Below are 25,495 nucleotides of genomic sequence, written 5' to 3' on the forward strand. Positions count from 1 at the left end.
AAAGCAAGCTCTGGTCGAACTCGCAGTAGTAGTAATCGCCGTCGATGGCGTTGGCCGCCCCAGCGTTACCCCAAAGGGCAAGGAACACCAGAGACAACACAACCAAGATCGGAATGAAGTAGTTCCTGTAAACGTTCAACATGTTACCTCCTAAAGGTAAAGTGAATGAGAATTTCCCATTCAATAAACATGCTGACATTAAATTAACACGATTATGCTTATTTGTCAATATAAGTATATAATCGGTAATCTGTTTATTGACAATAAAAAGAGCAGACTAGCTGTCTTTATTCATTATCCACCTCACATCTTTTGGATAATAACGATTACACCCAATCCGCTCATGTCTATTTTACCAAGCCGTTATATAAAATCAACAACGCTTGTGGATAACTGCTTTGCTAGACTAGAGTAATGAACGTCCATTTTATATGCCGCGGTAATGCATTTCGAAGCTTTATTGCCGAGACTTACCTTCGGTCTTTGCAATTGCCAGACGTATCAGTTTCGTCGTCTGGTACCATCGCCGCCGACTACAAGCAGCCCAACGAAAAGTATCATGCACTTGTTGTGGCAGAGCTCGAAACCCTAGGCTACTCAGACTTTATTAACCCCAAATGGGCCAAAACAACAACCCAAGCCATGCTTGATACCGCAGACATATGCATTTTAGTTAATAGCATTGTTTTAGAAGAATTACACGGCAAACACTTTGCGGTCAGCAATTACCACGTTTGGGATATTGACGATTACGACGAGGGGGCGAACCGCACCGACCAGTCGCGAACACATTTGTCGGTCATTAAAAAAACAATTCCCAAAATCATTCAAAGAGTTGATGATTTTGTAGCAGATCAGCTTTAAAGACTACAAGCTAAAACGCTCTGAATGTATTCGTGAGTCTGGAATTCCTGCCTGTCGCAATCCGTTTTCGACTGTATTCATCATCACTGGTGGCCCGCAAATAAAATATTGAGCTTTTTTAAAAGTTTTACCGGTTTGCTTTTTTATGAGCTCTGTCTTTATGTAGCCCTGCTCGTAGTTGGTGCTTTCTTCGTCGCTCAACACATGAGTAAGATTTGCTATATTTTTTTCGAGCACATCCTTAAATGCAATGTCGTTTAGTGTTCTGTTGCCATAGAATAAATAGTCGATTTTACCCTGTTTTGCCCACCGTAAAAACGGCGTAATACCTATACCACCAGCCACTACCACAACCGGCCTGCGAGTGTTGGCTATTTCGGTAGTAAAAACTCCGTACGGACCATCAATAAACACCTTATCACCTACTGCAAGCTCGCTATGCAACTGCCGGGTCCAATCACCCGAGGCTTTTATTGAAAAACTTAACTGTTTGGTTTGTTTGTTAACATGCGACACAGTAAATGGATGCGCTTGACCAAAGCGCTTAGCCTGCAAGTATGCAAATTGCCCGTTATTTGGCGTGATGTTCTTGCCGTTAGGCTGTAGTGTGACCAGTTTTACGTCGTTGCTTATTGACTTAATGTCTACCACTTTGTGCGAATGCTTAAGTAAGCCAGCCCAGCGTGCAATGCGCATAATTACGATACTCAAGAACGTAAAAATCATTAGGCTACGCATGTAGGTAACAGACTCATAAATCTGATGACTCGTGCCAATGATATTGCTATGCAGGATGGCGAGCAAAAATATTGGGTAGGCAATAAAATGAAGTCGCTTCCACCAATCCCAACTAAATTTTTTACGAAAAATGGCACTTGTCAGCCACAGGCCGAAAGTTAAATAAAAAGCGATGGCGCCGTATTTTACGCCAAGCGAAAATCCACTAAAACTGCGGTCGGTAATGAGCGTTATTCCGTGAACTGCTAAAACTAATATGTAGTGAGTAACAAGTAGAAAAAACCCATATATTCCCATGAATTTATGAATTTTATTGATCCCAACAAGATCGACGCTTACGTATTTAGTTATAAAACGATTACCCAGAACTATCTGCCACCAGATCAAAAGCAGCGACATATACCCAAAAAATAACGCCAGACTATACTTCTCCAGCCCAAAAATAGGAACAAACGGCAAAACCGAAACAGCTATGAGTGCAATAATCTTTTTCACTACAAATACTATAGCCTACTCTGATTATTGATTTATAATGCTTTTGGTTGTATAATATATGTATGAAAGAAGCGCGCTTTTCAAGCTTAGAAGCTGACACCCTGTACGACACAGGCATTAAGCACATGGAAGACGTTGATCGTTCTTTAGAAGAAGCGATAACTGCAGCCAATAATATGCCTGCAATAAGTGCCGTCCTAGAAGCTGTCAGCAACTCGAAGCATCCGTCTGAAAAAATCGTAGCATTCCCTACATCTGAATACACTCTAATAGACGGTTTTTTTGAAAGTACAGACGAACGGGTTGAGAGGGTTAAAATACTCAAAAGCATAAGCAACCCTGACGATTCAATTACGCTTACTCCTGGCAGTTGCGCATTAAACCCTTATGAGTACATGGTTAATGGTATTGAAAGCATACTGCAGCGCGGTGAAACCGCTCATCAGGAAGAAACTGCGACTAGACTAGTTAGCGTCTATGGTCCACGGATCGACCCGTCAAAACTAGGAAACTTGCATTACAGAGGTGAAGGTGACAAAGATTTAAAAAATATCTACTTGGTTTTTAGTGGTGGCTACTTGGTTGAACCAGTAAAAAACACAGAAAGTCCAGAAATGAGAAAACTAAGAATTGCTATGCTGCGAGCTGCTGAAGAAGAGAGAGCCCAACAACAGAGCGTGAGTGAGACTACATTGAAATTGTTCTAAGCTTGCCACAACAGAGGTAAAATGATAGGATTTTCAAAGTTAATATTGCTTTTCCTAGTTTTTTAAACCAAGGAGCTTACCTGCATACAGCACAAGTGACTGTTTAAGAAACTGAGAGAAGGAATAGTGATAGGCTGAAGCTTTTTAAAACTAAAAACTAAAGCCGATAACATATTCCGACGAGGGCCAGTAGCTCAGCTGGTTAGAGCACCTGCCTCTTAAGCAGGGTGTCGAGGGTTCGAGTCCCTCCTGGCCCTCCAATTAGACAGCCCCACTTTCATGTGGGGTTTTCTAATTGAATAGCTAGGGGGAATCGAAACCAAGACACACTTGGTGTTGAGGGTGAAGATTGCCGGTGGCAATCTGCAAGGGAATCTTCACCGAGCAACTAGTTGCTCAAGCAGAAGTTCCGGGCCCGCAGAATGTGGGCGAGTCCCTCCCTGCCTAAATTTGGCTGGATCAACCTTCCCTTAGTGGAACTTAAGTCATATCTGTTAGACTTCTTGAATGCTACTTGATATAACTATCCGCTCTAAAGCTTTTGGTCCAGAGGAACTGTATTCAGACCTGTCTGTGAGTATTGAGTCTGGTGAAAAAGTTGGCTTAGTGGGTCGCAACGGCGTAGGAAAATCTACCTTGCTAGACATAATTTCTGGTCAGGATTTGGACTATGACGGTGATGTGATGATAGGTAAAAATATTATTATGATCAGCTCCCGCCAAGAACATCACGATCATGCAAATATGGTTGTTCTAGAATATATCCTTGGTGATTTACCGGAATACAAAAAACTTAAACATATACTCGACACCTACCCAGAAACTATGGGCGATAGTAACAAAAAAATGCACGAATACTCGGAGTCGATCGAACGCTTTACCACACTGGGCTATTTTGAAATTGAAAATTCAATAGAACGTATTATTGATGTTTATCAGTTGCCGAACGATATTTTGCAAAGAAAAATGGACAGCCTAAGTGGCGGTCAGCTAAGGCTGGTTGAACTAACCAAAGTCCAGGCTGCTAATGCTCATTTAGCGTTAATTGACGAGCCAACCAACCACATGGACTATGTCGCCAAAGAAGATTTTATCAAGTGGCTGCAGGCGTTTTCGGGTGCGGCGTTTATTATTACTCACGACCGCGATGTGCTTGGGGCGGTAGATAGAATTATTGAAATCATCGACGGCAAAGCGCAGTCATTTAGCGGAAATTACGACAAATACTTAAAAATTAACAGCGACCGCATGAGCGGCGCGGTAAACGAGTATGAAATAACCAAAGCCCGCATACGAAGAACCAAAGACGACATTGTCCGCTACCGCAGATTAAAAGAACGCGCTCGTAACCCCGGTACAATACGACGGTTTAAAGGATTGGAAGAAAAAGCTGTCAAAGAGTTGTCTGATCTAGAAGCTCTAGATAAACCGAGCTTTTGGATAGACCAAGGCTCCACGCAAAACCTTAGCACCAAATTACAATCTGCCTACCAGGAGCATAAAGCTAAAACAATTACGTTGCGAATAAAATCAAAAACCGACAGCGAACGAAAACTATTGAGCATTGATCAGCTCAGCCTCGGCTACGACTCTGCCCTGTTTACGCCTGTAACATTCGAGATTTATAGTGGTGGCAGGATCGAGCTGAAAGGCAGAAACGGTATCGGCAAAACAACGCTAGTTTCTGCAATTATTAATCATTTACAGGGTGAACAAATCCAGTCTAGCGTTTTTAGCGGCACCATAGATATTGATAATGCTGTGCCAATCGGAGTGTATTCTCAGACATTTGACGACAAATATCTTGACCGTAGCTTAAGTCAAGCCATAGAGGCCGTGCACCGTGAAAAAAATATAGACATAAACGACCAAAAAATACGTGGCATAATGAGTGATTTTTTATTTAACCCTGCAGCAGATAAGGACAAGAAAGTTCGGCTTTTGAGCGGCGGCCAAAAAGCTCGATTGCAACTAATTGCTATGCTTGCCAACGAACCACAAATTATATTTTTAGACGAACCGACCAATCACCTTGATCTACCAAGTATCGAAGAACTTGAGACAGCATTAAAGCAATATCGTGGGGCTATCGTGTATGTGAGTCATGACAGCCGTTTTGTAAACGCTATTGGCGGAACCACGGTTGAGCTGAGCCCTGCTACTCAATAATTTCCTGAGTAACTAATTAAAAACCATACCTCTGTGCTATTTACGGACAGCAAGCCTGCTGGTCTATACCTAATTTGATACAATCAATAACGTGAATGCAATTGAAATAAAAAATGTCAGCCTACAAATTGATGCCGATTTTATCCTCAACAACATTGAGGTTGTAATAAAAAAAGGTAAAATTACTGGCTTACTTGGACCCTCGGGTGCCGGTAAGACAACTCTCTATAAATCAATCCTCGGACTGCGTAAAATTACGTCTGGAGATATTCAGGTATTTGGAAAAACCAGCGGCGACAAGAGCCTACACGAAAATGTTGGCTATATGACTCAGTCTCCGTCGATATACTTTGACTTAACGGTAGCTGAAAATCTTAAATATTTTTCGCAAATAAGCGGTGCTCCAAAGGGTCAAATTAATGAACTTATTGACGTTGTTGGCTTAGGTCATCGAAAACACACAGTCATAAAAAATCTATCAGGCGGAGAAAAAACGCGCGTTTCATTGATTACTGCCATGCTTGGTGATCCTGACATTCTGCTGTTAGACGAGCCCACGGTAGGGCTCGACCCAGTACTACGAGAAACATTATGGTCACTATTTAAAGACTACGTAAAAAATGGGAAGACGATAGTAGTAACCAGTCACATTATGGACGAGGCTGATAATTGTGACGATATTATCTTTATTCGTGACGGAGAGCTTATTGCTCATGGGTCAAAAAAAGATATCTTGAAACTAGGTCATGCCAAAAGCATGGAAAAGGCTTTCTTGCATTTAGCCCGTGGGGAGAATAAACAATGAATTCACGGCTAATTCTGCATACAGCGTCACGAGTATTGCAACAATTAAGACACGACCGACGATCGGTCGCGCTTGTTATGTTTGTGCCGACACTGTTGCTTGTGATTCTCAATTACGTGTTTTATGATAACTTCGCTTTATATAACTCTGTAGCTCCTCTGCTACTAGGCTTAGTTCCGTTTACAATAATGTTTATCATCACGTCTGTTGCCATGCTGCGAGAACGAACAAGCGGAACACTAGAGCGATTGCTTGTTTCTAAGTTGAGTCGGTTAGACATTATTCTGGGGTACGCCGTAGCTTTTGCCTTGCTGGCATTTTTGCAGTCAGCGCTTGCATCGTTTGTTGTGTTGTTCTTATTTAATGTCGTGGTTGCGGGTGATGTTGCAGTTTTACTGCTTATAGCCGTAATTTCAGGTATTACTGGGATGGCCTTAGGTTTATTTTTTAGTGCCTTTGCTAAAAATGAATTCCAAGCCGTTCAATTCATGCCAGCATTTGTGCTACCGCAATACTTAGCCTGTGGTTTATTTATTGCTAGAGACCAAATGGTCGATGCATTGTACTACGCCTCTAACTTCATGCCTTTGTCTTACATCGTAGAAGCCATGCGATCAATTCAACTTAGCGAGTCCATGACAGGAGAGCTAGCTAAAGACATGATAATACTCTTTAGTTTTACCATTGTGTCTCTAATTGCTGGTGCCCTGACGCTGCGGACTGATTAAGTTTTCATGCTAGTTTATAAACGGCCTGACTAAGCAGTTAGTCCTGATTCTCAGCCGCTAGCTTAATATCTTCTAGATCTTTTTGGATGGTCTTTTTTAGACTTCCTTTTAACATCCAGCCTGTTAGGGCGTTCATAACTTTGGCCCCTAACGAAACTGCTTCGCCTTCAAAGAATTGAGTTAATTGCGTTTCATCGCCGTGCTTGCTTACGCTCAGGCCAGATTGATAAATAGAGCCGTGGCTTTCGGCACGAGTTCGATACGATTCCCCGTCAACGACATCTGTAATCCACATCACTTCAGTTGCTTCTTTGCCCCATAGTTTTCGGGTTTCTTTCCATTTAAAATCCACGAGCCCACTTTTTGGCGTTTTTAGAACTTCAATTTTTTCAATGGCACTAATATGTTGAGCTGAATTTTTAATATCGGTAATAATTCCCCAAACCCTATCAACTGGTGCGTCTATGTCGATGCTAACTTCTACTCTCACGGCTATACTCCTAATTCTTAGGTTAAAGTATACGCTAGTATTTTTGGGCATTGATGAGTCAGCCATACGTAAGGAGTTACAGATAGCAAAAACAGTCCATAGTTTGGCAGTGCAGTAACAATAAGCGTATTATTTATATAAACAATAAGGAGATCTTTAAATGAGCGATAAAAATTTTGACTTCGATAAAACTGTAGAAAGCATTAAAAAAGACAGAAACTTAATGCTATTAGTGGGAGGCGCTGCGGCATTAATTGTGGGGTTGTTCTTGCCATGGGCTTCTGCCAGTGCTGGGTTTATATCGTTTAGCGTAAATGGGTTCGACGCCAATGGCGCTCTTCCACTTATCCTTGCAGCCCTAGCCGTAGTTGCAGGGTTGAACCTTATGAACCAAAAAACTAAAACCATGTGGGCAGTTGCACTTGGTGCGTCTGCGCTTGCATTACTAATGGTGCTGGTTGACTGGCCAAGCGACGACGGCCTCGGGGTAGTCAGTATTGGTGTTGGCTATTACTTGAGCCTTGCTGGTTCATTAGCAATGACTGCAGGGAGCGGAATGAAGTTTAAAGAACTGCAAGACTCAAAATCTACACCATCAAATAAAAAATAAGGCTATACTAGTACGCGTATGAATATACGCAAAAATGTAGAGTTAGCTCCATATACTTCTTTTGATGTTGGCGGACCAGCCGAACAGCTTATAGAACTAAGTAGTAGCGATCAAATAAAAAACTTGGACTCAGGTTCTATTGCGACTGTGCTAGGTTTTGGGGCCAATGTATTAATTTCTGATAATGGACTACTGGGTTTAACAGTGATCCTAAAGAATGCACAGTGCAAACCAACTGTAAAAAACCAGACCATCCTTACCGTCGACGCAGCCTGTAACTGGGATAGTTTTGTAACATATGCCATAGAAAATGGTTTATGGGGTGTAGAGCTTATGAGCGGCATTCCAGGTGGAGTAGGTGCCGCAGTCGCTGGCAATATTGCCGCCTATGGCCAGGCGGTAGCCGACTGCTTAGTTTCGGTTACGGTATACGACTACGCAACAAACAAAACTAAAACTCTGCACACAGCGGATTTGGGCTTGAGTTATCGTCATTCTAATTTTCACACCCAAGATTTTTCGACTCTGATAATTTTAGACGCAACGTTTAAACTAAGTCATGAAAAAACAACCGACCTTAACTATGCTGGCGCCCTGGCGGTTGCCACTGAATCTGGCCAAGACACAAATAGTTTGCTGGCGCGGCGCCATATTATTATGGAAACTCGGCGCCGAGCTGGCTCCCTACTTGAGCCAAATGGCCTTAAAACAGCTGGGTCGTTTTTTAAAAACCCTGTTGTTTCTGTCGATCAGGCCGACACCTTAATTAGCTTTGACGAAACCGGCAGAACTAAAGATCAAATTAATAAAATGAATCAACAGCACGGCGGCAGCGCTTTGCGAGTTTCTGCTGCCCACGTCCTGCTGGCAGCTGGATTCAAACGCGGTCAAACGTGGGGATCGGTGCGTTTGCATCCAAGTCATGTATTAAAAATCGAAAATACCGGCCAGGCTACCGCTCAAGACATAAAAAACGTCGCTGATGAAATTATAAATACTGTTAAAACTAAGCTCGACATTACCATTGAACCAGAGGTGCGATTTTTAGGAGATTTTAAATGACCGGCGAACCAGATCCATTTGCGCTAATTGTAGAGAGCTTAGACGATGTTGCGCCGGAGGACGCAGCCGCTGAAACTTTAGTTCCAATTTTTAGACGTAATGCTCATGCAGCCTGGAAATTGTGTGAATACGCTCACGAAATAGAGCGCGGTGTTCAGGATTCACTGATTTTTGAAGCACTCGATGCTGCTATTAGCGCTAATACAAAACAGCTGATCGACGACATAAGTACTACACAGAGAATTCTAGGTTCATTTGATCATTCTGCAGCTTTACCAACTATTTTGGCTAGGATGTATGGCGAAGACAACTACCCTGTTATTGCTCCCCTTAATTCTCGTACAGCCGCACTAACACTGGTTGCTACTCAGCGCTCAATCTTGCTACCTCAACAACCCCATGGCCACCTTGCACAAGTTCTAGCTGACTACCACCAAGCTTTAGAGGAAAAAGCCATCCAGGCAAGAAAAACATATTTTCATGCCAGTGTTGACCCAGACCAGCACTTTGGCGCTATCAGCGCTGATATTGTAGAGGCTACTATTGCAGAATTTAGAGCCCGAATACCAACCAGCGACTAGCTGTCGCTTGGTAGGCTAAATTGCTTACAGAATTCTTTTACTTCTAAATGGATCGACGCCAGTTTTTTGTCGTCAGAATAATTATCTAATGCTCGCTTCATCCAGTCGGCTATTTGTTCCATGTGTTCTTCTTTCATGCCACGACTGGTAAGTGCTGGTGTGCCGAGGCGAATACCACTTGGTCTAAATGGCGGGTTTGGGTCTTCGGGGATGGCATTTTTATTAAGAGTTAAGCCAATTTTATCTAAAGCTTGTTCGGCTACACCGCCGTGCATGTCAAAGCTTGCTTGAACGTCAGCCAAAATTAAATGGTTGTCGGTGCCATTGGTTACTAATTTAAACCCACGATTCATTAACTCGTCTGCAAGTTTTTTAGCGTTAACAACAACTTGCTTTGCATACTGCTTAAATTCTGGCTGCATTGCTTCACCCAAGGCAACAGCTTTAGCCATGGTGTTGTTCATATGCGGACCACCTTGTAAGCCAGGGAAAATACTTCTATCAATTAGTGTCGGAAGGTTGTCTTTGGTGTGCTCAGGTTTTTTAAGAGGATTGCCAACTGTTCCTTTGCTTAAAATCATGCCACCGCGCGGCCCGCGCAGTGTCTTGTGGGTAGTGGTAGTCACAACGTGAAAGCCATGATCAAACGGATTAGCAGACACACCGCCCGCAATTAATCCAGCTATATGCGCTACATCGGCCATTGCTACTGCATCAACTTCGGCAGCGATTTCAGCAAACTTGGCATAGTCTAGTTCTCGCGGGTAGGCGCTAAAGCCAGCTAACAAAATTTTAGGTTTATGTTTATGCGCTAATTCCCGTACTTGATCAAAATCGATCTCGCCGGTTTCGATGTCTTTAATTTTGTAACGTACAAAATTAAAAATCTTTGCCATGTAGGTTACCGGGTGCCCATGGGTCAAATGGCCGCCGTGGCCTAAATCCATACCAAGTACGGTGTCGCCAGGCTTAAGCCACGCAAAATAGACTGCAATGTTGGCTGGCGCACCAGAGTGCGGTTGCACATTAGCATGGTCGGCTTTAAAAAGTTCTTTTGCTCTGTCGATGGCAAGCTGCTCAAGCGGGTCGGTAAATTCTTGGCCGCCATAATACCGTTTTCCTGGGTATCCTTCGCTGTATTTATTAGTAAATTCGCTGCCCAGCGCATCTAGCACAGCACGAGACACGTAATTTTCTGAAGGAATTAATTCCAATCCTTCTCGCTGCCGCTGAACCTCTTTTTTTAGTAAATCGAACACATTCTCATCCATAGTAAACTCCCTCGTTTGTATACAATACTTTTTAAAATAGATGAATGGAACTACAACATACCGCTAATTTTAGCACCTAATTGCGCTACTAATCTTTATGTTATATAATAAAGCTTATGTCAGAGCACCTAAGCAATGCCGAAACTACCAGAGAAGAATCAATGGGATTTTTAATTACTCAAATCAAAGAGACGGTTGGACTACCAACCGGCAGATACTACGATGTAATTTCACTTGATTCGACAGAACGCTGCATTATGTCTCACGAGAACGGTACTTTTAAGTACAAGGTAACCTCCATTCTTGACGAAGACTCTGAAGCCAGTCCGCATATTGTTTCTGCTTACTTTATCGATGCCACCACGCCTCGACCTTATATTGAAACTGAGGGCCACAAACTAACAACACTCGATCAGCTGAGCCCAGCTGACTTTAATTTATTGTCAGACGGATTGAAGCTTCTCGTCAGAGCCGCTAAAGAAAAAGCAGCTATGGCCGAAGAACCAGAGAAATCACCACCAAGCAATCCAGGGCGCATAAGCAAGCTGGCTAAGAAGATACGCGGGATGTTTGTTTACTAAATAAATCATAAACGATATAATATTGGTATGAAAACATCCGATATAGCTGCTTCAATTCGAAAAATTAGAAAAAGCCAAAAACTAACCCAAGCTGAATTTGCCGAGAAACTAGGCACCAGTCAGAGTGCCGTTACTCGAATGGAGCAAGGAAAACAAAACTTTAGCTTAGAAATGCTTGATCGCATTAGCGAGGTATTGGGCAAGGAACTAATTTCCCTGTCAGACGGTTCGACAAACTTTGTGATTGAAGGCGGCAATAAGCTCAAAGGCGCTATTACGGTTAATACGTCCAAGAACGCTGCAGTTGGATTAATGTGTGCCGCTCTGCTTAACAAAGGCCAAACTACTCTAAAAAATGCCCCTAAAATTGAAGAAGTCTACCGCATAATTGAGGTGCTTGAAAGCATTGGTGTTGAGATTGAGTGGGTTAATCACGACCTCACTATCAAACCGCCACGACGCCTAAAGATCGATCAAATGGATAAAAAGGCTGCCAGCCGAACCCGAACAATTATTATGTTTTTAGCACCACTAATGCACGCTATGCGTGAATTTACCATACCGGCGCCAGGTGGCTGCGACTTAGGAAGTCGAACGATAATGCCGCATATATATGCACTGGAGAATTTTGGTCTTGAAGTTAGTGAAAACAGAGGTAATTTTCACTGCACCGTACGCCGAAAAAAACCAAAACAGGTGATTTTGTACGAACCAGGCGATACGGTTACTGAAAATGCAATAATGGCTGCGGCACTAACTGAAGGCACGACAACTCTTAAATACATTAGCGCTAACTATATGGGTCAAGATGTCTGCGCATTCTTGCAGGCCTGCGGAGTACGTATCGACGGCATAGGCTCAACCACGCTTACTATCCACGGCGTTAAAGAAATAAATAAAGATATAGAATTCCACATTGGCGAAGACCCGATTGAAGCAATGACGTTCATTGCGGCTGGAGTTTTAACAGAATCAACATTAACTATCAAACGAGCGCCGATCGAATTCGTTGAAAAAGAACTGTATATTTTAGAAAAAATGGGTCTTAAATACTCGATCGACAAAGAATACAAATCAAAAAATAAGGTTATGAAATTAGCCGACATAACCGTTCGACCGTCAAAGTTATATGCCTCACCAGTCAAGCTACATTCTATTCCCTATCCTGGCGTTAACATGGACAATCTGCCGTTTATGGCGTTAATAGCAGCTACAGCTCACGGACGTACACTCGTACATGACTGGAGCTACGAAAACCGCGCAATTTACTTTACTGAGCTCAACAAGCTTGGGGCAAGTTTCGACCTTGCCGACCAACACCGAGTGTTTGTGACAGGGCCGACCAAATGGGAACCAGCCCACATAGCCTCACCACCAGCACTTCGTCCGAGTATGATGATATTCTTAGCCATGCTCGCGGCTCCTGGTAAGTCAATTCTTCGAAATGTCTACTCAATTAACCGAGGATATGCCGATCTTGCCAATCGACTTAATGCAGTTGGTGCCAAGATATCGATGACATAGGCTGATTTTAGTCTGATATACTGTAGTTACAAAAACTACAACACATGAAAACAATTGCAGAATACATTTTTATAGGGCTACTGTTTTTAACATACCCCACCCAATCGACCGATATACTTCTGCCGGTATCACCACCCGGAGAGCCAGCCAACACAGAACGCCAACAAATTCTAGAAGAAAATTCACAAAAAAACGCCGACGACGCAGACAATTCGACGTCGAAATCTACCACTGAAAACTCATCGCCAAGCACTAACAGCTCAGATTCAACAGCTCTACAGCCTGACGCCGAGACCGAACGAATTGTCGGCAATACCATAGTTACCGATGACGGAAAAGAATACCCACTTGTAACCTATAAACCCCTGTTAGCACCCAACGACCCAAACTACAATCAGTGGTGGGTGCAAAACATTAATATGGACGAGGCCTGGGATACTCCAGTAGGATCAAACCAAACGCTGCTAGCGATTATCGACACTGGCTATGCCTTGGCTCACGAAGAATTTTCAGGACGATGGTTTGCCAATAGCGGTGAGTCGGGTCTGGTAGCCAGCGAAAACCCGAGTGATTTAAATTGCAGCGATCAAACACTGCCACTAACAGAAGCCTGCAATAACATCGACGACGATGGCGATGGCATAAGTGACAATGAACCAGCTCTTACAACAACCTTCGAAAACCCAAGTTTCCTCAACTGTAGTGACCAATTTCTTACGCTCGATAAATCATGTAACTTAATCGACGATGACGGCAATGGCTATGTTGATGACTACAGGGGTTGGGACTTCATTAACCACGACCGTTCTGTCCAAGCTGGCGAAATGAACCCAGACGGGTCTGGCACCCACCATGGTAGCTACGTTGCAGGGGTAGCAGCTGCAACTGGCAACAATAATGTTGGTATGGCCGGTGCGGACTGGAATTCGCAAATTCTACCCCTACAAGCGCTGGATGATAATAAATTCGGGCATACTCTAAGCGTCGCTCGATCGATTCGCTACGCCGCTGACATGGGCGCAGACGTGATATCAATTAGTCTTGGTGCTACCGTCAATGATAGTTATCTACGGGCAGCTGTTGCATACGCAATTGAGGCTGGTAGCATTATTGTCGCAGCCAGCGGCAACGATTCGTGCGACTGTATTAACTACCCCGCTAATTTCCCAGAAGTCGTGGCAGTCGGTGCTTCAACAGCGTCTAACCAACGGGCAAGCTTTAGTAACTGGGGGGCCAATCTCGATGTTGTGGCGCCAGGTGTAAGCATCTACACAACCGATTGGTCAGTCGGTGACCCTACAAGCGACTACGCCACCGTAAGTGGTACAAGCCTATCTACGCCAATCGTTGCCGGACTACTCAGCCGAATGCGAAGCTACCAACCCGAAGCCAGTGCTCAGCAAATGATTGCAGCCCTGCAAGAACAAAATAATAAGCTCACTATACCAAGCAGCCAGTCACGCGATGACACATTTGGGTTTGGAAAAATAGTCGCTGATGCAGCTATGCAACGCGTGGCTAGTGTTCTTAATTTAGAGCAAAAAACTGGATTTGATAGCGTTAGTTATGGGTCAAATTACCGACCGATTGGCACAAACGAATTTGCCTATGACTGCACGCCAGACGGTCGACAACCCACATCGCCAATTTATACGCTAACTAAAAATACAATCCGGCTCTTTACCACCAGTGAGGTAGAGCGTGCCGAGCTTGAGGATGATGGCTACAGCTCGAGTCTGCTTGCCTATACCTGTCTCACCCTTCCTGACGACACCGTGACCACTAAGAGATCTATTAATCCGCATAAAGAATTTTTTAATAGTAATTACAAAGACTAAAAGAATTTTTAGTCGAACTTTATTCGCCCCATGCTCGGGCTGTTGAATCTATTATTTCTACTTCTTTTTCTGGCCCTGGCTAAGCTGGCGCGCGTTATTGCGGCAGGATCGCCGGTAGCTTGTTGTTCATCTTTTTGTGTTTGTTCTGCATCTATTTGACCTTCTAGTTTAGCTAAATCCACAATAGTTAACGCTGCGTTTAGGACTTGGTTGAATTTTTTATACCCAAGCATCTTTAACGTTTGTTCAGCTAATTGAGAGCTAGGAAGGATTAATTTCATGAAACGACCATTAGGCTCTTCGTCAGAAGACCGATCTCTAAAATCATGCACGACATGGTTGGCTCCTGCAAATTGCGGTATTACAGTCGCTGTAGCCACTGTAATTTCAGTTTGAAATTTTCTCACTGAGGGAGAAGTAACAGCGACAGCCGCGAAAGCGCGGCGAGCTGCATATGCTTCTTCTGTGCCGGGATCAGGGTTCTCTGTGTTATAGCGTCCTGTAAGTTGCTCATCGAGCTCGCAGGCTAGCAATGACACTTTTCCAGCTAAATTATAGTGCCCTATAAACGGATGGTCAGGGCTAATTATTTCGCCATAGGCGTCAAAATGCGCCCCTTTAGATTCTTCTCTGTCTTCAATAAGTGCGTACGTTTCTTCTAGGTCATCGCCAAAGAGCATGCGTCCGAAATCATAAACGTTAGGAAATTGAGTTGAGGTAAGTACTGGACCAGTCGTAAAAGGACTTCCGTCTCGTAATCTATCTAGTTCAGAACTAAAGGCTGTTCTGGGTAAATCGGGTAATTCCCCGATAAGATTCCGTGGCATATGTGCTGTCCTCCGTTGCTAATACTTCAACTATATAATTATTATCTATAACTTTCAAAATTCTAAAACAGCTACCGTAAAAATACTAATGTAAACGTAGAGCCTTTATTTACTTCGCTATTAACTTTGATTTTTCCATTTTGCTGATTCATAAGCCGCTTGGCCAGCGATAAACCTAAGCCAAAACCTTCAACATGCTGATCACTTCTAGATTGATCGGCACGATAAAAAGTATCAAAAATATGTTGCTGATCGACAGCTTTAATGCCAATACCATTGTCTATAACTGATATTTCTAAACTGTGTTTGTGCTCTGACGCATCCACAGCAACTTCGCTTCCAGAAACAGAATACTTAACTGCATTGTCGAGCAGAATCACCAAGGCTTCTTCGGCAGAGAAACTGTCACCCTTGAATATAAAATCGGTATCTCTTAGTTGTTTTATAGTGATCTGTTTAGCCGTAGCTTGTATAGCAACGCGCTCAACCGCTTTGCGAATAACCTGCGTAGACAATAATTCTTGATTTTCGGTCATTTTGTCAGCCCGTGTCAGTTGCAATAAGGCCTCGGATAAATCACGTAGTGTGGCTACCTCTTCGAGGTTGCTTGTTAAAAGTTCCTTTGCCTGTGCAGCGGTCAACTTTTTTTCACGCAAGGCAACTTCAATTTCAGACTGCATGATGGCCAGAGGAGTCCTAAGCTCGTGGCTGGCATCAGAGACAAACCTACCTTGTGCTTCGTGCGCTTGCTCAATAGGCCTTAGAGTTCGGCGTGCCAAATAATAACTCGCAGCTCCGCCTGCCACGATGATCCCGATATTTACCACTACAAGTTGCCTGCGCAAAGTGCTTTTTGCACTATTTGCCTGTTCGGTCAGAATTTCCTGCAACTCTAGTGAGTCAATCCGGTTGAAACGACCAGCAATTTGCTCTGGTGCGTTTATTCGTCGATCAAACTGCGTAGATGAAATATTAAAAACTACCAAACTAAAGCCGATAGAAATACCGATTAGAATTGCTAAATAAATAGCGGTTAGTTTAATGGTTGCTGAATGAAACATGGTTACTCTTCTATTGTATACCCGTGGCCACGTACGGTCTTGATTAGCTGAATGTTATAGTTTTTATCAATTTTTTTACGAATAGAATTAATAAACGCTTCGACAGTATTTGGCAGTACATCGGCATCAAAGTCCCAAACGTGGTTAAGTAATGTTTCTTTGGAAACGACCTTCCCTTTATTGCGAAGTAAATATTCAAGCACGTTAAACTCTTTTTTAGTTAAGTCGATAACCTGATTGTTGTAGGTAGTGGTTTTTTTATACGAATCAAGCACAACACCTCGAGCGCTAAGAGCGGTTGCTTGTGGACTGTCTGGTCTTCGCAATAGTGCGTAAACACGAGCCAAAAGCTCGTCAAACGAAAACGGTTTAACTAAATAGTCATCTGCACCACTATTTAAGCCTTCAACGCGCGCTTCAACCTGACTTTTTGCAGTTAGCATTATGCACGGTGTTGTTCGTTGGTTCTCGCGCAACCAACGAACGATATCTAAACCGTCGCCGCCGGGCATCATTCTGTCAAGAATAATTAAGTCGTGTTCGCTACCTGCAACCATCTGTAAGCCTGACTCGTAGTCTCTTGCCACCTCAACAACAAACCTATCTTGCTCGAGCCCTCGCTTGAGGCTTCGCGCTAACTTAAACTGATCTTCTACAACTAAAATTTTCATGTGGTTCTCATTAATATTAGCAATCCCCGGACTAATCCGAGGATTGCTAATAGGTTTCTTGGTTACCTAAGACTCGTCTACTGCTCCGTCCATTGAGCCAGGGCCGCCAAAGCCGCCACGTCGGCCGCGTCCTCGTCGACCTTCTCCATCTTCAGGCTTTAGCTCGTCAAACGGAATATCGCTATTCTCTTCTTTAAAGGCCTGCTGTGCTTCACGCAGAGCTTCGTGAGCTTCGCGACGCTGGTCTTCATCTTCGATATCTTTTAGGGCTTCACGCGCCACTTGCTGCTCGCTCCTGAAGTCGAGTAGCGTATTTTTTTGCTCTTCTGTTATGGTTCCTGCTTCAACCGCTTCTTCAAGATGCGTCGCATAGGCTGCTTCGCGCTCTGCTTGTCGTTCTTCGCTAACTTCATCTTGAGTTGCTTCTATTAAGCTTTGAATCTTTGTTTGGTCGAGGTTATATTCTTCAGCTATTTTTTCACTTAATGTCGCTGCCAACGTTTCGCCGCTTTGAGCCGACACGCCAGCTACAGTTGCAAGACCAAATGTCCCGACAAATCCAGCTGCTAATAATGATCGTTTAATTACCATTTTATTCTCCTTTTAGTTACTTCCCACACGTGGTGGTAGCTATTACTTTAGGTTTGCAAACTGAAAAAAAGCTGAAGATTAGAATTTTATTATTTGTAACAGTAGTAATAGGCTGTTAAAATGAGTGCGATTCGAAATTTTTCGAACCATGCCACAGACGTGGCTGTTTGAAGGATTTAGAAGCAAGAATAACGGAAGGCTAAAGTTATTTTGATACATCAAAATACGACAGTCTGTAGTTCACTCTGAAGCGGCGGCCGTAGTTCAATGGTTAGAACGTCGGTTTGTGGTACCGGATACGAGGGTTCAATTCCCTTCGGCCGCCCCATATATTTTTTACACGCTAAAGAATGTGTTTTTATGCTTATTTTTCATATAGTAGCCGGCGCAACATCGATCATTTGCTATATGTTCGCGGTAATTAGATCATCTACAAATGTGCGATTAGCAAATTCTGCGCTGCTTATGACTGTGCTGAGCGGGCTGGGTCTTGCTGTCTCGTCAAACAGCATTCTAAAAAGCTGTGTTCGATTAAGCGTCTACCTAGCAATTATTGGATTTCTGCATATACTGCGTCTTCATCAAATCAAAGTTTCATCAGAAAAAAATTCTAATTTAGTTTAATCAATTACTGAAATCATTGTATATTATTGAAACGGCACCCATGCCCCGGTAGCTCAGTGGATTAGAGCGACGGGCTTCTATCCCGCAGGTCGGGGGTTCGAATCCCTCCCGGGGTGCCAAATAAAAAACTGGCCGGTTAGGTCAGTTTTTTATTTGGTCAATCTGGCGATCGATTCGAACCCGTGAAGGCGTAATATGCCAGCGGCATGTTACGTAATCTTTGCTTGGCCGACGAGCGTTTAGAATCTAGTAGATTCTAAACTAGCCGAGGAGCAAAACATGAAAACGAATCCTCTACCTAACGGCAAACTAGCCCCGGGCTACCAAACAATCTGCTAAAATACCACTAACGCTTAGGAGGGAAAATGAACGACGATCAAGTCGATACATCTAAATCATTAGACGAGTTATTAGGTGAATCAGAAAATGAGGACCACCAAGACAAAAAAAGCGAGAGCACGCCCCCGAAAAAACCACAAAAAAAATCAATGAATAAAAAGATTATTGCACTGATCGCTGTAGTCATACTGTTACTTGGCGCGGGTTATGCGTACATGCGAACAGGTAACAATCAAGAAACAAGCGATGCAGAAACTACAGAGACTGACCAGTCAGATAGCAGTGATGCAGAGCCTTCTGCAGACCAAGTTGAATCACCATTTCTGTCGTATTCAACGGTCGATAGCTACTCTGCCCTTAACCAAGATGGCACCAGTGAAACTTTGTTTGATATTGCTTCCAACCACATTGTGCTTGATACCAGTGGCGCTCAAGTTGCAGTAGCTCAGTTAAATGCAAATGAATACGATATTATTGGAGTTGAATTTTACGAAGGAAGCGAAGAAACAATAAGCTTCACTATCGATGAGTCAATCAGCGCAAGCTTCACTGTGGTAGATTTTGAATCGCAGACTTTAATTGGACTAGTTTTTGATATTGATGGGATAAGTATCAAAAGATTCAGTGAAGTAAATACAAGCGGAGAGACACTATACAGCATGGCTCCAGCAGGAGGAGATTTACCACTCGCACCCATCCTTGCGCAGAACGGCTCAGTCTTAGCGCAACGACATACGTGTTTTGATTGTGATGGTCCGCAACTTGGTGAGATATGGGAGATTACCGATCAACAGACTGAACCAAAACAATTATTTAAAGTTCCAAATTCTGAAATTTTTACAGCCATCGACATTGATCTCACCGCTGCGAAGGAGACTATTTATTTAACAGTAAGTGATGGACCGTTCTTTGGTGATATTGACTCGAGCGTTGCGGAGATTTCTCCAGAAAACTTTATATTTAAAATATATTCTTACGACATAGATTCGGGTGAATCAAAAGAAGTCTACTCAGTCACCGGTCCGTATACTCATGTAGCTGGAGAATCAACTAATAACAACGAGATCTTAATTTCTATCGCACAACTAAGTGAAGTAGAGAATCCTGACGAAATACGTTACACAGGCCGATCAAACTATGACGCGCCTGTTATCAATCGGCTCAACACGTCAACCCAAACCGTACGCCCGCTAAACCTTACCCTGCGTAAACTTATAAGTGGAACTACGGTTAGCGAAGCTCTATCTATTGGAGAGCAGCTTTACTTTGCTTTATCCAATCCGTCTTCGAGCAATACCGAGAAAATTCTATACAGACTAGACCTGGGTGAAACAGGCTCTGGGCAGATTGAAGATATTACAACTGGCTCATCATCAAATCGCCACAAGCTACCACAGCTCTTCCCTACTTCATTGCAATAAAAAAACGCCCAACAAGGCGCTTGCATTTGGTGCGGGATACCGGAATCGAACCGGTGTCTCCTGCTTGGAAGGCAGGCATACTAGCCGCTGTACTAATCCCGCATGTTTGCTGATTATAGCAAACTATTTGCTAAGTTATAACACCTTCGAGCACAGACCCAAGCCCGAATGAAATAATCGCTGCAGCAAGCCCAAGCCCTAAAGTTTCCAGCGTAGATTTTATTTTATCAATATGAGTTACCACGGCTCGTAAATAACCAATACCAGCAAAGGCGATAAGCGTTAAAGTAATTGAGTAATTTAGAGCAGCGTTACTGTCCGACAAGCCAAGACTAAATATATAGTCGACAATATAAACACTAAGCGGCACAAATCCAACTAATACAAATGATATAAATGTCGCTATTGATGCCTCGATAGGTGATTCGTATTCTTTGGCCTCATCGCTATTTTTCGCTTCAAGCTCTTGGTCTGCCTTATCACTTAAGTAGGCTCCGACTGCCATAGAAAAAGCATCAGCAAAAACATTAGCTAGCCCCAAAATTAGTATTACTTTTGCGCTAAAATTAGCACCTGCAGCACCGGTTACAATTGCAAAAGTTGTAACGGCTCCGTCCATGCCTCCATAGACAAATTCTCGTAAGTTGTTTTCAATTCGTTTAATCATAGAGACAAGTATAACAGCATGATTTGGATATATTGATAGATAGAATGCAGAATATAGTTTTAGCACAACCATTAACAGTAGTAATCACGATTTACAGCAACTGCTTTTGAGGATATAATTAAGCAAATTCATTGGGGGCATATGCGTTACGCATCTGTATTTGCAACAATTCTAATTATCTGGGTGGCGATAGTAATTATCGCCGCTATTGCTAATGACACCGAAACCACCTATCGACTGTACCAACTCACGACAGGCTTCATCCTTATCATGTTCATATTTGGCTTCAATCGCAGGAAATAACCCCGCAATATGGCACGTAGACGGCGGTTCCGCACCACTATAAAAACTGTATCCAAGATTATGTATCATGGCTTTAAGGGTGACGAGCAAAGCATGAACGGCGCAATCTTAGACGGGTTCTCGGACCTTGGAGGTGTCTATGTTAAATTCCTACAAATACTGAGCATGAAAAGCGATTTTTTCGTTGGCGTCGACCAAACTAAACTACTCGCAGTCTTCGATAATGTTGAGGTTGATGAACTTGATAAAGACTTTATTTTACAGTTTGAGCTAAAAGAAAATATTCAACATTTTAAGCATATTGACCCGGAGCCATTCGCGGCTGGCTCATTTGGTCAGGTTTACAAAGCCGAATTAACCGATGGTAGTAAGGTAGCAATAAAAATTCTTCGTCCGAGTCTTATGCAAAACCTAAAGTTCGACCTACGGCTACTTAATTTTTTCACCGGCCTTATTAAGTTTGTTATTCCAAGCGCTGTGTACGATGTTAATGAGGTGTACAAGGACTTCAAAAAAATTGTTAAACAAGAAACAAACTATTTTAAAGAAGCCGACAATGCCTTGTATTTTTTTGAACGCTACAAGGATCATCCACATATTGATATTCCTTACACCTATAAACACCTCAGTAGTAAATATGTTTTAACGCAGAGTTTTTTAGATGGCATACCTTTTACTAAGCTGATTGATTTAAAAAACAACGGCGTCAATGTTGAAGAACTAGTACAGTCAAAATATGGCTGCGACCTTGCGTTTTTAGTAAGAATGTTCGGCGAAGAAATTCTGCGCAGCGTACTAACAGCCGACTTTATTCAAGGTGATCCGCACCCCGGAAATGTGATTTTGTTACCAAATAATAAAATTGGCATTATGGATTTTGGAATCACTGCTCCGCCGCCAGCCGACCGCAAAGCCTTTGTGGCAATTATCGAAAACTACATCGACATGTTTTATGGTCGCGCGGATATGGGTAAGTTTTTCATGGATGCTCTGCGTTTTTACGTTAGCGACCTCTACCGAGCACTTACAACATTGCACCGAATGTACGAAAAAGACGAGTCTCGCGACGTCAACATAAAACAAGAGGTAAAAAACGTCGCCAACAAAGCTTTCGAAGAAACTAAGGACCGAGTCGACGTTAAGCAAATGCTCATGAAAGGCCAAATATCATCACTATTTGATAAAACCCTAAACGAAGACAACCGCTTTGGCATAAAAGCTAACTTTGATGGAGCAGTTATGTTGCGAGCCGCCGCAACATACATGAGTATTATCGAGGGTCTTGGCTACCGCGAAGAAATGCTTCCGAGTGTATTTGAAGATGTCCTAAAAGGTATCAAGAAAGACGGCGTGGAGATAACCGGTGTCTCAGAAACCATGCAAGTTGACCGGGCAGTCGAAATTGTCAGTAACTGGATCGAAGATATAACCGAACGGGATCCATTTTTATTTCGTGATTTAATTATAAAAATGAGAAGGAGGCTCAGTGTTTAGTGAAATTATTCTGTTCGTAAAACACCCGTACGCCGCTGGCGTTATTGCAGTTCAATGGATCGCAAGCACAATCCTGTTCGCACTCGACCGCGACCTACCAATAATCCGTATTGTAATGTTTAACATGGCTACTAGTTTTATTGTTGCCATGTTTGGCTTTCGTAGTAAGCGCTAGGCTACCACAGCTCTGGAGTTTGCCAGACATCAGGATCGTACTCTACAGGCAGACAGTATGGCACCCGATAGGATTCTTCGAAATGGTAGCCCATAGTTGCTGCTACTAAAGGAGCGTGCGCCACTAGTAAAACATCGTCCGCTTCTCGGGTAGTCATGCTATCCATGTCTAGTTCAACTTCTGCTTCTTCGAGGATGGTCGATAGCATATCCTCGAAACTGCCACAGCCTTCTGGGTGATTACCATATGCATTAAGTTTTTTATTCCGCATAAAATGTTCCGCATCTAGATTGAGTTTTTCCGCTACAATCTCGCCTGTCTCTGTTGCTCTTGGAGCACTCGATGCAATTAAAATTATACCTCTCCCGAGTTTAGTTTTGATCGTATCCGCAGCAACTTCAGCTTGTCGTTTGCCTTCAGGTGTTAATCTTTCTGGATCATGTTCATATTTTCCGTGCCGCATTACAAATAACATAATGGTATCCCTCTTTTTTATATAAATAATAATCAAGGGAAAACCTGCTCTTTGCAAGCATGTGCTTTATGCTTATATTTATTGTTCTATGTTTGGATTTCGTAGTAAGCGCTAGGTGTTGCAATTTTAATATCTAACAACTAACTGTCAAATATGCTCAAAATACGATTTTATAAACTGCTTTATGCTCTCACCGTGTAACTCAGAATAATCAATTGTATGGTAACTTACCCATTTGACGGCAAGTACGTCATCGCCAATTTCGAACTCATTTATTTCGTCGGCTAACGTAACGATAAAACAAGAATCGAGTATTGGGTAGGTTACGCCTTCGTACTCGTACGTTGTATGAGCGCTGCCAAAATACTTCAATCGAGCTACGGCTACACCAAGCTCTTCGTTCAATTCACGCTTTAAGCCTAGTTCAATAGTTTCATTTAAATCAAGAAAGCCCCCAGGTAAATCCCACATTTCTTTGCCGGGTTCATATTTGCGCTGCGCAAGTAAGATCTGCTTGTTGCCGTCTTCGATTATGGCCGCAGCAGTCGGCTTAGGGTTTAAATAAACGCTTTGTCCTGTTACAGAATCTTTAAAATGTCCATCTGCTTGTGGAATAAGCTGATTGCCTGTATACGGACTGTAGTGAAATTGAAACGGGTTATTCATTTAAAGCATTATAGCGTGCATTAGAAATTAATTATTAGCTTTTTGCGCTTGCAGCGTTGCGCGATAATACAGCACAAAAATCATCGAAGATGTAAATAACGATATCGCCATCCCGATAAGTACCAGCATGCTTCCAGAACTAATAAACAGATTGTAGAAAGTGTGAAGCAATACTGCGGCCATGAAACTGGCTGCCAACTGCCATGCTTTGTGGCTACCAAAGGTGTATTTAGCAAAACTGTACCCAGCAATAGCGGTTGTGCCGGCATGCAAAAATAGAACGAACACAAGCCGCAACAGCACAATACCCGTCCCGCCGTAGCTCAGGCCGTAAAAGAATGTTTCAAAAACTCCAAACGCCAACCCTGCTAACGCGAAGTAAATCACCCCGTCGATAACATCGTTAAAATAAGACTTACCATATATATGCAACGCCATTGGAATAAACTTCAGCAATTCTTCAGACAGCGCAAAAAAGAAAATATAACTTAGGCCTTGTATAGAAATATCGATAAATAAAGCCTCTTCCGAGCTAGCAAAGCCAAGAGCTCGCGCTATTATCTCGTTTGCTGGCCCTGCTAAAAGCAATACGAGCAAGCCGATTATTATCGCTTCTCGGACCGCTTTTTTTGGCTCTCTGCCAGTGGAGTCATTGTCTAGCAAAAACTTCGCGACCCAATATGACGGGGCAAGCAACAGGAACAGAAAGAAAGTCACAAACTAACCTTTAGTTGAAATTAAAGGAATCTATAATTTCGTTAATCTCTACGACATCAGCGTCAAGATCGTCGGCAACACCTACAAACACCACAGCCATTTTGCCGTCATTTAGCATAAACACATCCGCATACAAACTAATTTCGGTATCGTCAGTTGTATCAGTAGCTTGCATTTCCATCGACAATTTAATTTGCTCGGTGCTGAATTCGTCGATTGTGACTGTAGGATCGCCCTTAAGTTCGACGTTGTTGTTTGAAGTAAATCCGCCTACAAAGCCTTCGACAAAGCTGTCAATCAACTGCTCTTCGTCCTCACCCGATTCTTTTAATATGGTAATTGTGCCTTCGGGGTACACATTTTCTTCAGTTGCTACCATAACAGCTGCCGCTTTAAACCCAACAGCAGATTCTTTGGTGTAGTAAACTTGGGTGCCTTCTTCTTCACGCTCCCAACCAATTGGAACCTCTACCGAATAAGTATCTTCGGTAATAACTTCACGGTTAGCTAGATCTATGCCACCCATTTGGCCAATAACAAAGAAAGCTAACCCACCAATAACCGAAACACTCACTACCGCTAAAATTGCTTTTGTTATAGATTTCTTAAGCTTGGCTGGGTCTTGGTTTGGCTGATCAGCGTTCTGAACAGGTGTAAATGTTTGTGGGGGTGGGGTTTGAGGAGGTTGATCCGGTTGAGCTGGTTGTACGGGTGCTGCCTGGGTAGGCTCGACAGGCGCCGCAGATTGCTCTGCAGGTGGTGCCGCTGCTGGTGGTTGAGCTGCTTCCGGTGTAGTTGAACTCGGCTGCACTGGCTGGCCTGGCGCCGGCTGAGTAGTTTGCTGTTCAGGCTGTGCTGGCTGAACTGGTTGTGCCGCTTGTACTGGCTGTGTCTCTGGTGGCGTAGCTGGTTCTGGGCTTGGCGATGCGTCCGTCGGCGGATTAGTTTGTGGTTGATTGTCGTCCATAAGGGTACTTTCTGTTTATGTAATTTAGTCTAAC

Annotated in this window: 26 protein-coding genes and 4 tRNA genes; 17 read left to right on the forward strand and 13 right to left on the reverse strand. The window is 43.1% G+C overall.

Annotated elements, in window-relative coordinates; all coding sequences use genetic code 11:
* The first annotated feature begins 414 nt into the window (after positions 1–414).
* Positions 415–864 carry a hypothetical protein gene (locus tag EYO12_02875; protein HIA92037.1) on the forward strand — a complete coding sequence of 150 codons (450 nt, stop codon included), beginning with the start codon at positions 415–417 and terminating at the stop codon, positions 862–864.
* A 3-nt stretch (positions 865–867) separates the two neighbouring features.
* On the opposite strand, the gene EYO12_02880 is transcribed toward EYO12_02875, so the two are convergent.
* Positions 868–2,097 carry a hypothetical protein gene (locus tag EYO12_02880; GenBank protein HIA92038.1) on the reverse strand — a complete coding sequence of 410 codons (1,230 nt, stop codon included), beginning with the start codon at positions 2,095–2,097 and terminating at the stop codon, positions 868–870.
* A gap of 62 nt (positions 2,098–2,159) precedes the next feature.
* On the opposite strand from EYO12_02880, the gene EYO12_02885 reads away from it, so the two are divergent.
* The 5 genes from EYO12_02885 (at position 2,160) to EYO12_02905 (ending at position 6,506) form a co-directional block, all read left to right on the forward strand.
* Positions 2,160–2,804, forward strand: a complete 645-nt coding sequence (locus EYO12_02885; protein ID HIA92039.1) for a hypothetical protein — start codon at positions 2,160–2,162, stop codon at positions 2,802–2,804.
* Positions 2,805–2,987: 183 nt separating this feature from the next.
* Positions 2,988–3,064 (forward strand) — tRNA-Lys (locus EYO12_02890).
* A 247-nt stretch (positions 3,065–3,311) separates the two neighbouring features.
* The gene (locus EYO12_02895) at positions 3,312–4,973 is read left to right on the forward strand and encodes an ABC-F family ATP-binding cassette domain-containing protein (protein HIA92040.1); all 1,662 of its coding nucleotides are present in this window, start codon (positions 3,312–3,314) and stop codon (positions 4,971–4,973) included.
* Between the two features lie 82 nt (positions 4,974–5,055).
* On the forward strand, positions 5,056–5,778 hold the full coding sequence (locus tag EYO12_02900) for an ABC transporter ATP-binding protein (protein HIA92041.1): 723 nt from the start codon (positions 5,056–5,058) through the stop codon (positions 5,776–5,778).
* Entirely contained in the window at positions 5,775–6,506 is a 732-nt protein-coding gene (locus tag EYO12_02905) for an ABC transporter permease (GenBank protein ID HIA92042.1), read from the forward strand. The genes EYO12_02900 and EYO12_02905 overlap by 4 nt, the downstream gene beginning before the upstream one ends.
* A 37-nt stretch (positions 6,507–6,543) precedes the next feature.
* On the opposite strand, the gene EYO12_02910 is transcribed toward EYO12_02905, so the two are convergent.
* Positions 6,544–6,996: an SRPBCC family protein gene (locus EYO12_02910; protein ID HIA92043.1), complete on the reverse strand. Its 453-nt coding sequence runs from the start codon at positions 6,994–6,996 to the stop codon at positions 6,544–6,546.
* 160 nt (positions 6,997–7,156) lie between these two features.
* Between EYO12_02910 and EYO12_02915 the strand changes: the two genes are divergently transcribed.
* The 3 genes from EYO12_02915 to EYO12_02925 are packed head-to-tail and all read left to right on the forward strand — an operon-like array spanning position 7,157 to position 9,249.
* A complete protein-coding gene (locus EYO12_02915) occupies positions 7,157–7,606 on the forward strand; it encodes a hypothetical protein (protein HIA92044.1) in 450 nt (149 codons plus the stop codon).
* 18 nt (positions 7,607–7,624) lie between these two features.
* Positions 7,625–8,668, forward strand: coding sequence for a UDP-N-acetylmuramate dehydrogenase (murB, locus tag EYO12_02920; protein HIA92045.1), 1,044 nt, complete (start codon positions 7,625–7,627; stop codon positions 8,666–8,668).
* Complete coding sequence (locus tag EYO12_02925) at positions 8,665–9,249, forward strand: hypothetical protein (protein HIA92046.1); 585 nt, start codon at positions 8,665–8,667, stop codon at positions 9,247–9,249. The genes murB and EYO12_02925 overlap by 4 nt, the downstream gene beginning before the upstream one ends.
* On the opposite strand, the gene EYO12_02930 is transcribed toward EYO12_02925, so the two are convergent.
* Positions 9,246–10,520 (reverse strand): serine hydroxymethyltransferase, encoded by a 1,275-nt coding sequence (locus tag EYO12_02930; GenBank protein HIA92047.1) that lies wholly within the window; start codon positions 10,518–10,520, stop codon positions 9,246–9,248. The two genes, EYO12_02925 and EYO12_02930, sit on opposite strands and share 4 nt — an antisense overlap.
* A gap of 116 nt (positions 10,521–10,636) precedes the next feature.
* Between EYO12_02930 and EYO12_02935 the strand changes: the two genes are divergently transcribed.
* From EYO12_02935 to EYO12_02945, 3 genes are read left to right on the forward strand one after another with little or no spacing between them, the layout of a single operon-like run.
* A complete protein-coding gene (locus tag EYO12_02935) occupies positions 10,637–11,101 on the forward strand; it encodes a hypothetical protein (GenBank protein HIA92048.1) in 465 nt (154 codons plus the stop codon).
* Between the two features lie 27 nt (positions 11,102–11,128).
* Positions 11,129–12,625 carry a UDP-N-acetylglucosamine 1-carboxyvinyltransferase gene (locus tag EYO12_02940; GenBank protein ID HIA92049.1) on the forward strand — a complete coding sequence of 499 codons (1,497 nt, stop codon included), beginning with the start codon at positions 11,129–11,131 and terminating at the stop codon, positions 12,623–12,625.
* Between the two features lie 44 nt (positions 12,626–12,669).
* The gene (locus EYO12_02945; GenBank protein HIA92050.1) at positions 12,670–14,463 is read left to right on the forward strand and encodes a hypothetical protein; all 1,794 of its coding nucleotides are present in this window, start codon (positions 12,670–12,672) and stop codon (positions 14,461–14,463) included.
* An 8-nt stretch (positions 14,464–14,471) separates the two neighbouring features.
* Here EYO12_02945 and EYO12_02950 read toward each other — a convergent pair whose 3' ends face one another.
* The 4 genes from EYO12_02950 to EYO12_02965 all read right to left on the reverse strand — a co-directional run bounded on the left by EYO12_02950 (position 14,472) and on the right by EYO12_02965 (position 17,613).
* Positions 14,472–15,290, reverse strand: a complete 819-nt coding sequence (locus EYO12_02950) for a hypothetical protein (GenBank protein HIA92051.1) — start codon at positions 15,288–15,290, stop codon at positions 14,472–14,474.
* Between the two features lie 71 nt (positions 15,291–15,361).
* The gene (locus EYO12_02955) at positions 15,362–16,351 is read right to left on the reverse strand and encodes a HAMP domain-containing histidine kinase (protein HIA92052.1); all 990 of its coding nucleotides are present in this window, start codon (positions 16,349–16,351) and stop codon (positions 15,362–15,364) included.
* A gap of 2 nt (positions 16,352–16,353) precedes the next feature.
* Positions 16,354–17,022, reverse strand: coding sequence for a response regulator transcription factor (locus EYO12_02960; protein ID HIA92053.1), 669 nt, complete (start codon positions 17,020–17,022; stop codon positions 16,354–16,356).
* A 66-nt stretch (positions 17,023–17,088) separates the two neighbouring features.
* A complete protein-coding gene (locus EYO12_02965) occupies positions 17,089–17,613 on the reverse strand; it encodes a hypothetical protein (GenBank protein HIA92054.1) in 525 nt (174 codons plus the stop codon).
* Positions 17,614–17,866: 253 nt separating this feature from the next.
* Between EYO12_02965 and EYO12_02970 the strand changes: the two genes are divergently transcribed.
* The 3 genes from EYO12_02970 (at position 17,867) to EYO12_02980 (ending at position 19,997) form a co-directional block, all read left to right on the forward strand.
* Positions 17,867–17,941 (forward strand) — tRNA-His (locus EYO12_02970).
* Between the two features lie 338 nt (positions 17,942–18,279).
* A tRNA-Arg gene (locus EYO12_02975) sits at positions 18,280–18,356 on the forward strand.
* Between the two features lie 246 nt (positions 18,357–18,602).
* A complete protein-coding gene (locus EYO12_02980) occupies positions 18,603–19,997 on the forward strand; it encodes a hypothetical protein (GenBank protein HIA92055.1) in 1,395 nt (464 codons plus the stop codon).
* A gap of 27 nt (positions 19,998–20,024) precedes the next feature.
* On the opposite strand, the gene EYO12_02985 is transcribed toward EYO12_02980, so the two are convergent.
* Together EYO12_02985 and EYO12_02990 are read right to left on the reverse strand one after the other, a co-directional pair.
* Positions 20,025–20,099 (reverse strand) — tRNA-Gly (locus tag EYO12_02985).
* Between the two features lie 28 nt (positions 20,100–20,127).
* The gene (locus tag EYO12_02990; GenBank protein ID HIA92056.1) at positions 20,128–20,736 is read right to left on the reverse strand and encodes a hypothetical protein; all 609 of its coding nucleotides are present in this window, start codon (positions 20,734–20,736) and stop codon (positions 20,128–20,130) included.
* Between the two features lie 240 nt (positions 20,737–20,976).
* On the opposite strand from EYO12_02990, the gene EYO12_02995 reads away from it, so the two are divergent.
* Both EYO12_02995 and EYO12_03000 read left to right on the forward strand, forming a co-directional pair.
* Positions 20,977–22,461: an AarF/ABC1/UbiB kinase family protein gene (locus tag EYO12_02995; GenBank protein HIA92057.1), complete on the forward strand. Its 1,485-nt coding sequence runs from the start codon at positions 20,977–20,979 to the stop codon at positions 22,459–22,461.
* Positions 22,454–22,636 (forward strand): hypothetical protein, encoded by a 183-nt coding sequence (locus tag EYO12_03000; protein HIA92058.1) that lies wholly within the window; start codon positions 22,454–22,456, stop codon positions 22,634–22,636. Before EYO12_02995 ends, EYO12_03000 begins: the two co-directional genes overlap by 8 nt.
* Before the next feature lies 1 nt (position 22,637).
* On the opposite strand, the gene EYO12_03005 is transcribed toward EYO12_03000, so the two are convergent.
* From EYO12_03005 to EYO12_03020, 4 genes are all read right to left on the reverse strand, one after another.
* On the reverse strand, positions 22,638–23,111 hold the full coding sequence (locus EYO12_03005) for a hypothetical protein (protein ID HIA92059.1): 474 nt from the start codon (positions 23,109–23,111) through the stop codon (positions 22,638–22,640).
* Positions 23,112–23,258: 147 nt separating this feature from the next.
* On the reverse strand, positions 23,259–23,777 hold the full coding sequence (locus EYO12_03010; protein HIA92060.1) for an NUDIX domain-containing protein: 519 nt from the start codon (positions 23,775–23,777) through the stop codon (positions 23,259–23,261).
* A 27-nt stretch (positions 23,778–23,804) separates the two neighbouring features.
* Complete coding sequence (locus tag EYO12_03015; protein HIA92061.1) at positions 23,805–24,494, reverse strand: PrsW family intramembrane metalloprotease; 690 nt, start codon at positions 24,492–24,494, stop codon at positions 23,805–23,807.
* Positions 24,495–24,504: 10 nt separating this feature from the next.
* A complete protein-coding gene (locus EYO12_03020; GenBank protein ID HIA92062.1) occupies positions 24,505–25,461 on the reverse strand; it encodes a hypothetical protein in 957 nt (318 codons plus the stop codon).
* Between the last annotated feature and the right edge of the window lie 34 nt (positions 25,462–25,495).

The organism is Candidatus Saccharibacteria bacterium, from assembly GCA_012965045.1.
Taxonomy (GTDB): Bacteria; Patescibacteriota; Saccharimonadia; order Saccharimonadales; family DTSZ01; genus DTSZ01.